This is a genomic window from Micromonospora sp. NRRL B-16802 (assembly GCF_001279555.1).
Classification (GTDB): Bacteria; Actinomycetota; Actinomycetes; order Mycobacteriales; family Micromonosporaceae; genus Micromonospora; species Micromonospora profundi.
This window is the reverse complement of sequence record NZ_LGEB01000130.1, coordinates 1-663: the sequence shown is the minus strand read 5'-3', so window position 1 is coordinate 663 and position 663 is coordinate 1. Positions and strand designations below refer to the sequence as shown.

Here is a 663-nt window from a genome sequence, read left to right as displayed (position 1 = left end):
CAAGGCGATCATCGCCGCCACGAAGAAGGCCGGCATGCCCGAGCGGGCCGCGGTCATCTCGATCGGCACGAGCCTGCAGGAGTCGAAGCTGGAGAACCTGGGTCACCTGGGTGACCGCAACGATCACGACTCGCAGGGCTTGTTCCAGCAGCGCCCGAGCTCGGGTTGGGGTACGCCGGAGCAGATCACCGACCCCGACTACTCCACCACCGCCTTTCTGAAGGGTTTGAAGCAGGTTGACGGCTGGCAGGACATGCCGTTGACCGTGGCCGCGCAGACCGTGCAGGTCTCGGCGTACCCGGACGCCTACGCCCAGTGGGAGCAGCAGGCCGCTGACCTGGTCGCCCAGTACTGGAACAGCTGACCCACCCCACAGCACCGCAAGATCCGCTGGCCGGCACCCCACTCCGGGGTGCCGGCCAGCGGCATATCCACCGCCCGCATACCCGCCGTCGCTGAATCTTGGACAGTTTCCGTTAGCCACGGACGGAAGCTGTCCAAGATTCAGCCCCGCGACGGGCGCGAGTGCCGCGCGACGGGCACAGTAGGTGCGGGTGCCGCGCGGCGGGTGCGGGTTGGGAACAAGGTTGTGGTGGGGCGGGTTGTGGACAGTGTCGGTGTGATCCAGTGTCCCCGGGCCTCACCTAATATCGCCGTCGCGGA

1 pseudogene is annotated in these 663 nt (G+C 67.3%); it reads left to right on the top strand.

Annotated features, from left to right (window positions below):
• A pseudogene (locus tag ADK66_RS29170) lies at positions 1-364 on the top strand (hypothetical protein); the annotation flags it as partial.
• Positions 365-663 lie beyond the last annotated feature (299 nt).